This is a genomic window from Corynebacterium striatum ATCC 6940 (genome assembly GCF_000159135.1).
Taxonomy (GTDB): Bacteria; Actinomycetota; Actinomycetes; order Mycobacteriales; family Mycobacteriaceae; genus Corynebacterium; species Corynebacterium striatum.
Map to the genome: position 1 here is coordinate 208,109 of NZ_GG667519.1, position 7,223 is coordinate 215,331.

Annotated in this window: 8 protein-coding genes and 1 pseudogene; 8 read left to right on the top strand and 1 reads right to left on the bottom strand. The window is 61.1% G+C overall.

What is annotated here, in order from left to right; genetic code table 11:
• The first annotated feature begins 69 nt into the window (after positions 1-69).
• From HMPREF0308_RS00925 to HMPREF0308_RS13110, 8 genes and pseudogenes are all read left to right on the top strand, one after another.
• A complete protein-coding gene (locus tag HMPREF0308_RS00925) occupies positions 70-537 on the top strand; it encodes a hypothetical protein (protein ID WP_005527863.1) in 468 nt (155 codons plus the stop codon).
• Entirely contained in the window at positions 537-1,205 is a 669-nt protein-coding gene (gene tsaB, locus HMPREF0308_RS00930) for a tRNA (adenosine(37)-N6)-threonylcarbamoyltransferase complex dimerization subunit type 1 TsaB (RefSeq protein ID WP_005527864.1), read from the top strand. The genes HMPREF0308_RS00925 and tsaB overlap by 1 nt, the downstream gene beginning before the upstream one ends.
• Positions 1,202-1,678 carry a ribosomal protein S18-alanine N-acetyltransferase gene (gene rimI / locus HMPREF0308_RS00935; protein WP_005527865.1) on the top strand — a complete coding sequence of 159 codons (477 nt, stop codon included), beginning with the start codon at positions 1,202-1,204 and terminating at the stop codon, positions 1,676-1,678. The genes tsaB and rimI overlap by 4 nt, the downstream gene beginning before the upstream one ends.
• Entirely contained in the window at positions 1,675-2,730 is a 1,056-nt protein-coding gene (gene tsaD / locus HMPREF0308_RS00940; RefSeq protein ID WP_005527867.1) for a tRNA (adenosine(37)-N6)-threonylcarbamoyltransferase complex transferase subunit TsaD, read from the top strand. The genes rimI and tsaD overlap by 4 nt, the downstream gene beginning before the upstream one ends.
• 105 nt (positions 2,731-2,835) lie before the next feature.
• Positions 2,836-3,264 (top strand): hypothetical protein, encoded by a 429-nt coding sequence (locus HMPREF0308_RS00945; protein WP_005527869.1) that lies wholly within the window; start codon positions 2,836-2,838, stop codon positions 3,262-3,264.
• Between the two features lie 249 nt (positions 3,265-3,513).
• Positions 3,514-3,816 (top strand): co-chaperone GroES, encoded by a 303-nt coding sequence (gene groES, locus HMPREF0308_RS00950; protein WP_180298343.1) that lies wholly within the window; start codon positions 3,514-3,516, stop codon positions 3,814-3,816.
• 22 nt (positions 3,817-3,838) lie between these two features.
• The gene (gene groL, locus HMPREF0308_RS00955) at positions 3,839-5,455 is read left to right on the top strand and encodes a chaperonin GroEL (protein ID WP_005527873.1); all 1,617 of its coding nucleotides are present in this window, start codon (positions 3,839-3,841) and stop codon (positions 5,453-5,455) included.
• A 177-nt stretch (positions 5,456-5,632) separates the two neighbouring features.
• Positions 5,633-6,462, top strand: a pseudogene (locus HMPREF0308_RS13110) (hypothetical protein); the annotation flags it as partial.
• Positions 6,463-6,569: 107 nt separating this feature from the next.
• On the opposite strand, the gene HMPREF0308_RS00970 reads toward HMPREF0308_RS13110, so the two are convergent.
• Complete coding sequence (locus HMPREF0308_RS00970) at positions 6,570-6,869, bottom strand: WhiB family transcriptional regulator (protein WP_034656535.1); 300 nt, start codon at positions 6,867-6,869, stop codon at positions 6,570-6,572.
• Between the last annotated feature and the right edge of the window lie 354 nt (positions 6,870-7,223).

The following is a 7,223-nucleotide window of genomic DNA, read 5'->3' on the forward strand; positions in this document are numbered from 1 at the left end:
AACCTTCCAGGCGCTTCTTGTAGGATTAGCGGGGTCAACTACCCGTGACGTGCAAGGAGCGCTTTCATTATGACCAAATTCGGTCAATTCATCACCACTTTCCTCATCGGCCTGTTCATCATCGCCTTGGGCGCCATGATTGCACTGTCCAACATGCGTGAGCAGCCGCCAGTGGAGCGCACCCTGGAAAGTGCAATTTCGTCTCTCGACAAAACCAACCTCAGCGTCAGCGCCGTTGTTCCAAGCGAGGTCCTGGGCCACAAGTGGCAGGGCATGACCACTATCTGCGCTGACACCACGAAGTCCGAAATCAAGGAAATCTACGGCATCAATGCAGAAGATTTGGGCATCACCGAAGACGTGGACAAGAACACCAATTACTTCGTAGCTATTGGCGGCCCAAACAAGTTCTATGCAGAAAAGCTCAACCGCGAGAAGATTAACCTGTGCCCAACGGGCCAGCCGCTGCAGCCTGCTTCGACTCAGAGCATTCTCCCGTTCGTCAAGGAAGGCGAGACCTGGAAGCTGGCCGCCTAATGCGCGTCCTCGCCATTGATACCGCCACCACTGACCTCGTGACCGGCGTGGTGGATACCGAAACCGGTGCAGTCACTGAGCGCATCCTGACTGACACCCGCGCGCACAACGAGCAGCTCATCCCCACGGTTGAGGAGCTGCTGCAGACCACGTCGCTGACTTACCCGGACCTTGACGCCATCGTGGTCGGTTGCGGTCCGGGGCCGTTCACCGGCTTGCGCGTGGGCATGGCCACCGCATCTGCGCTTGGCGACGCCCTTTCCATTCCGGTCCACGGAGTCTGCACACATGATGCCATCGCGGCGTCGGCAGCAGCACAGGGCCGCACCCTCGTGGCCACCGATGCCCGCCGCAAGGAAATCTACTGGGCAACCTATGAGGATGGGCAGCGCGTGGAGGGGCCGGACGTCGTCAAGCCTGCGGAGATTCAGGTCGCCGTGGACGCCGTAATCATCCCGGATAACCTCGTGGCAAAGCTTCCCCAAGAGCTGCAGAACCTGCCGCACACCGCGGCGAACCCACGCCCGGCGGGCCTGGTGGCTGTAGCCAACCTGGATGCCGCTCCGGAGCCGCTGACCCCGCTCTACCTGCGCCGGCCTGACGCGGTTCCGCCGAAGCCGAAGCCACGCTCCGCCGCGCTTCCTGACGTCGCCGGGTTCAACCTGTGAAACTCCGCGAACTCACCGCGGCAGACGCGCCCCGCTGCGCAGAGCTAGAAATCGTGCTCTTTCCGGGCGAAAGCCCGTGGCCAGCGGCGGCGTTCGTGCAGGAAATTGCCCAGCCGCACACGTTTTATCTCGGCGTAGAGGACGAGGAGACCCACACGCTCGTGGGCTATGCCGGAATCGGAATGATGGGGCCCGCGGCAGACCCGGAATTCGAGATTCACACCATCGGCGTCGACCCTGCCGCGCAACGCCGCGGGGTAGGGCGAATGATGATGGACAACATCGTCTACATCGCAGATCTGAAGAACGCGCCGGTCTTCCTTGAAGTTCGCGTGGGCAACGACCCAGCAATTGGTCTGTACGAAGCCTACGGTTTCATCAAAACCGGCATCCGCCGCAATTACTATCAACCTTCTGGCGCAGACGCGCACACCATGTTTCGGCCGCGCTCAAGTGAAAGGACCGCGAAGTGAAAATCCTAGGAATCGAGTCTTCTTGCGACGAGACCGGGGTGGGCATCATCGAGCTTTCCGCAGATGGGCATATGGAAATCCTCGCCGATGCCGTGGCTTCCTCGATGGAACAGCACGCACGTTTCGGTGGCGTGGTGCCCGAGATTGCTTCGCGTGCGCACCTCGAGGCGATGCCGCAGGTGATGCGCGCAGCCTTGGACGAGGCGGGCATTTCTAAGCCGGACGCCGTCGCCGCGACGGTAGGGCCGGGGCTTGCGGGCGCGCTGCTCGTGGGCGCTTCCGCGGCGAAGGCCTATGCTGCGGCGTGGGGCGTGCCTTTCTACGGCGTGAACCACTTGGGCGGTCACGTGGCGGTGGCGAACCTGGAAGGGGAGGAGTTGCCGCATGCGGTGGCCTTGCTGGTCTCCGGCGGGCACACCCAGCTGCTCGAGGTGCAGGCAGTGGGCAAGCCGATGAAGGAGCTGGGCTCCACGCTTGACGACGCCGCCGGCGAGGCCTACGACAAAGTCTCCCGCCTGCTGGGACTGGGCTACCCGGGTGGCCCGGTGATTGACAAGCTGGCGGCGCAGGGCGAGGCCACTATCGACTTCCCGCGCGGTTTGTCGCGTGCGGAGGATCTGCGCGGCGAGCACCGCCATGACTTCTCCTTCTCAGGGCTGAAGACGGCCGTGGCGCGTTACGTGGAAAAGGCGGAGAAGGAAGGCCGCGTGGTCTCCATCGAGGACGTGTGCGCCTCCTTCCAAGAGGCCGTGGCGGACGTGCTGACGGCCAAGGCCATCCGGGCGTGCCAGGACACCGGCGCGAAGGTGTTGCTGCTGGGCGGCGGTGTGGCTGCGAACTCGCGGTTGCGTGCGCTTGCAGCCAAGCGCTGCGAGTCGGCGGGCATTGAGTTGCGGGTGCCGCGTTTCAAGCTGTGCACGGACAACGGCGTGATGATTGCGGCTGTGGCGGCGCAGCTGATTCATGAGGGCGCCGAGCCTTCCGGCTTGGCGTGTGGTACGGATACTCAGCTTGAGGTGGAAGTTCCGCTGGTCGCAGCGGCTGCGCGCTAACGTTCACCTAAAGTTTGCCTTCCTCCGGATGCGGGGTGGTGAAACCGGCGGTAATCTGCAGATCCGATACTGCCCACTTGGCTTTAAAAGGAGCTCTCATCCGCCATGACCACCGGTTTTCTTGTCAACCCTGATCTGACCCGCCGCAAGATCGAGTTCGAGCTTGAGCACGCCAACCAGTTCCTCGGTGGTGCTACCGAGGATCGCGTTTCCGTAGTCTTCCAGGACGACGGTTCCACCTACGCAGCACTCTTTAACCCGCAGGCCAAGGCGGAGGGCGCGGAACCCAACCCGGTTGCCTCCCTGGCTCGCAATGCAGCCGACACCGGCAACTCTGCATTCCTGCAGGACCCAATCCGTGCGATTTCCGGCCCGGTCATCTTCGTCGAGGCGGATGGCGAGTCCGACAACTTTGATGCCGTCATCGACGCCGTCGAGAACGGCATCCGCGCGGTGCGCAACTACCGTGAGGATTTCCCGGAGGAGTACAACCTGTGGCGCGCAGCGGTAATTAATTCCGACAAGTCGGTCTAAGGTTCTCACCACGCATTCCGAATCTGCCCCGCTTAGGCGGGGCTTTTCGCATTTTCGCTAAGGGCGAACGGCGCGCGTCCGGTGTTTGTTGAGGGCTAGCAGTCGCGAGGGTAGAGTGCTAGGAAGGTTGTTTGACCCACAGTTGTTCACCCGCGACGACGGCTGTGCTGGACATCCACAACCGGCACATACAACTAACTTCCCGCTCCGCCACGAACCGTGGGGCAGGCAAAGATTTCATACGGAGGAATCATCATGGCAAACATCAAGCCGCTGGAGGATAAGGTCCTCGTTCAGATCGTCGAGGCTGAGACCACCACCGCTTCTGGTCTTGTTATCCCAGACTCTGCAAAGGAAAAGCCGCAGGAGGCTACCGTCGTAGCCGTAGGCCCGGGCCGTTGGAATGAGGACGGAGACGAGCGCATCGCCCTTGACGTTAAGGAAGGCGACACCGTTATCTTCTCTAAGTACGGCGGCACTGAGCTGAAGTACGACGGCCAGGAGTACCTCCTGCTGTCCGCACGCGACCTGCTCGCCGTCATCGAAAAGTAACCGAGAAGTAGGCGAAAACCCTATGGCAAAACTTATTGCATTCGACCAGGAAGCGCGCGAGGGCATCCAGCGCGGCGTCGACACGCTTGCCGACGCCGTCAAGGTCACCCTCGGCCCACGCGGCCGCAACGTCGTGCTCTCCAAGGCCTTTGGTGGCCCGACCGTCACCAATGACGGCGTCACCATCGCCCGCGATATCGACGTAGAGGATCCTTTCGAGAACCTCGGCGCGCAGCTGGTGAAGTCCGTGGCCGTCAAGACCAACGACATCGCCGGTGACGGCACCACCACCGCAACCTTGCTCGCTCAGGCACTCATCTTCGAGGGCCTGCGCAACGTTGCCGCTGGTGCCAACCCAATTGAGCTGAACCGCGGTATCGCCGCGGCGGCGGAAAAAACCGTCGAAGAGCTGATGAAGCGTGCAACGCCGGTGAACTCGGCGTCGGAAATCGCGCAGGTGGCAACCGTTTCCTCCCGTGACCCAGAGGTCGGCGAGATGGTCGCCGGCGCTATGGACAAGGTGGGCAAGGACGGCGTTGTAACCGTCGAGGAGTCCCAGTCCATCGAGTCCTCCGTGGACGTTACTGAGGGCATTTCCTTCGACAAGGGCTACCTTTCTCCGTACTTCGCTACGGAGGAGGAGACCTACAACGCAGTGCTTGACGACGCCGCCATCCTCCTCGTGCGCAACAAGATTTCCTCTCTACCGGACTTCCTGCCGCTGCTGGAGAAGATTGCTGAGTCGTCGCGTCCTACCTTGATCATCGCGGAAGATGTGGAAGGCGAGCCGCTGCAGGCTCTCGTTGTTAACTCCATCCGCAAGGTGCTCAAGGTTGCCGCAGTGAAGGCCCCGTACTTCGGCGAGCGCCGCAAGGGCTTCATGGATGACCTGGCTGTTGTCACCGGCGCCACCGTTGTGGACCCGGAGGTAGGCATCAACTTGAACGAGGTTGGCCTCGAGGTGCTGGGCTCTGCACGCCGCGTGACGGTTTCTAAGGAAGACACCGTCATCGTCGACGGTGCTGGCTCCGCTGAGGCAGTGCAGGAGCGTCGCGAGCAGCTGCGCCGCGAAATCGAGCGCACCGATTCCACCTGGGACCGTGAGAAGCTCGAGGAGCGCCTGGCTAAGCTGTCCGGCGGCGTGGCCGTCATCCGCGTCGGCGCTGCTACCGAGACCGAGGTCAACGAGCGCAAGCTGCGCGTCGAGGATGCCATCAACGCTGCCCGCGCGGCCGTCGATGAGGGCGTCATCGCAGGCGGCGGTTCCGCACTCGTGCAGATCTCCAAGGAACTGGAAAAGTTTGCCGAGGAATTCGAGGGCGAGGCCAAGACCGGTGTGCTCTCCGTATCCCGCGCGCTGACCCGCCCGGCTTACTGGATTGCGCAGAACGCTGGCCTGGACGGTTCCGTCATCGTTGACCACGTTTCGGCACTCGAGAACGGCCACGGCTTCAACGCCGCCACCTTGGAGTACGGCAACCTGCTGGAGCAGGGCATCATCGACCCAGTTAAGGTCACCCACTCCGCAGTGGTTAACGCCACCTCTGTTGCCCGCATGGTTCTGACCACCGAGGCATCCGTAGTGGAAAAGCCAGCTGAGGAAGAAGCTCCCGCTGCTTCCCACGGCCATCACCACTAATTTTTAGCCGCGAATCACCCCGGGTCTCCCACGTGGAGGCCCGGGGTTTCGGCTTAGGATGGCTAGGTGCACAACCAAGAATTCATCCGCGTTGTCGGCGCGCGATAATAATCTCAAAGAGATAAGCGTCGACATCCCTAAGCGGAAACTCACCGTCTTCACCAGCGTTTCTGGTTCCGGCAAGTCCTCTCTCGTATTCGGAACCATCGCGGCGGAATCCCAGCGGCTTACTCATTCAACGTTCCCTCCGCAGCTGGCCAGGGTGCCATCGAGGTCAACGGCGTGAAAGAGATACGCCGCTTCGAGCGCACTGGCGGCATGTGCCCCACCTGCGAAGGAATCGGCCGCGCGTCGCAGATTGACCTCACTCAGGTCGTGGACGAGTCGCTGAGCATCAACGACGGCGCCATCCTTTACCCAGGCATGAAGATCGATTCCTGGCTATGGAAAGCATATGCAGAATCTGGCCTTTATCCTGCGGATAAGCCGGTGCGTGATTTCACCGACGAACAGAAGCATGCCCTGTACTACTTGAGCGATGTCAAGACCAAAATCATCGGCATCAATATGAGCTACCAAGGCCTCATTGTGCGCTTGCAGTCCTCCGTCCTCTCCAAGGACAAAGACAGCCTGCAGAAACACATGAAGGGGTCGACGTCGACATCCCGCTTGGCGTGCTCAGTGCCATCACCGGCGTTGCGGGCTTGGGCAAGTCTTCGCTGCTGGCGTGTCTGCCGGAGGACGTCGTAAAGCGCATGCTCTTCACGGGCCAAACCCCCATCAAGGGCTCGCGCCGCTCTAACCCGGCGACGTATACGGGAGAGCTGGACTCCATCCGTAAGGCCTTCGCCAATGCCAATTCCACCCCGGATAATACGGTGAAGCCCGCGCTGTTTTCCGCCAACTCGGAGGGTGCGTGCCCGAACTGCAATGGCACCGGCGTGATCTACGTGGAGTTCGGCTTCATGGGCTGCGTCGACGTGCCCTGCGAGGTGTGCGAGGGCCGCAGCTTAATACGCTTTCCGGCGGAGAGCGTCAGCGCCTCTAGCTCGCCGCGCGAACTCGTTGCGCAAAAAGAGCCCCTGACCAGCAGATACTTGGCTGAATGCGTGGCTTAGGCGGTGACGGTGGCGCGCGATTGGCGAGTGCGCAGCGCGACAACGCGCTCAGACTCGCTCATGCCGCCCCACACGCCATAAGGCTCAGCGGAACGAAGGGCGTGCTCGCGGCACAGCTCGAGAACTGGGCACGAGTTGCAGATGGCTTTCGCGCGGTTTTCACGCTGGGCGCGAGCCCTTCCGCGCTCCCCGTCTGGGTGATAAAACACGTCCGAATTCTCTCCGCGGCAGGCGCCCTGTAGCTGCCAATCCCAAAAATCCGCATTGGGGCCGGGAAGCGAATGAGGCTGAGACACGTTCAAAACTCCTTTGTGGGGTGGTATCCAAAGCGCTTGAATATGGTGCGCACTTGCATGGATAAGACGATTAAGAAGTCTTGACCGTAGTGGTAAACGGTTGGTTACCGGTTCCTTTCCAGCATATGGACTTGCGAAAACGATCCGAGATTTTATCCCTTTGACCTGTGTGAACCAGCAAGATTAACGGTTTATGAACTTTCGGCGCGCCGGGGAATGAAGCGAAAATATCCACCCAAAAGGGCTAATTTGGTTTAGGTTAGTGGGGAGCTTTACCCTCGCGGTTCGGGCAAATTGGCGTGCATATGCCAAAATTGCAGCCATTGGCCGCGTGTCAGAACGCGGAAACTACCA

Bases quoted from the DNA above. Each gene is read 5' to 3' on its own strand.
- HMPREF0308_RS00925 (WP_005527863.1), top strand. From the start codon at position 70: ATGACCAAATTCGGTCAATTCATCACCACTTTCCTCATCGGCCTGTTC.
- tsaB (WP_005527864.1), top strand. From the start codon at position 537: ATGCGCGTCCTCGCCATTGATACCGCCACCACTGACCTCGTGACCGGC.
- HMPREF0308_RS00945 (WP_005527869.1), top strand. From the start codon at position 2,836: ATGACCACCGGTTTTCTTGTCAACCCTGATCTGACCCGCCGCAAGATC.
- groL (WP_005527873.1), top strand. From the start codon at position 3,839: ATGGCAAAACTTATTGCATTCGACCAGGAAGCGCGCGAGGGCATCCAG.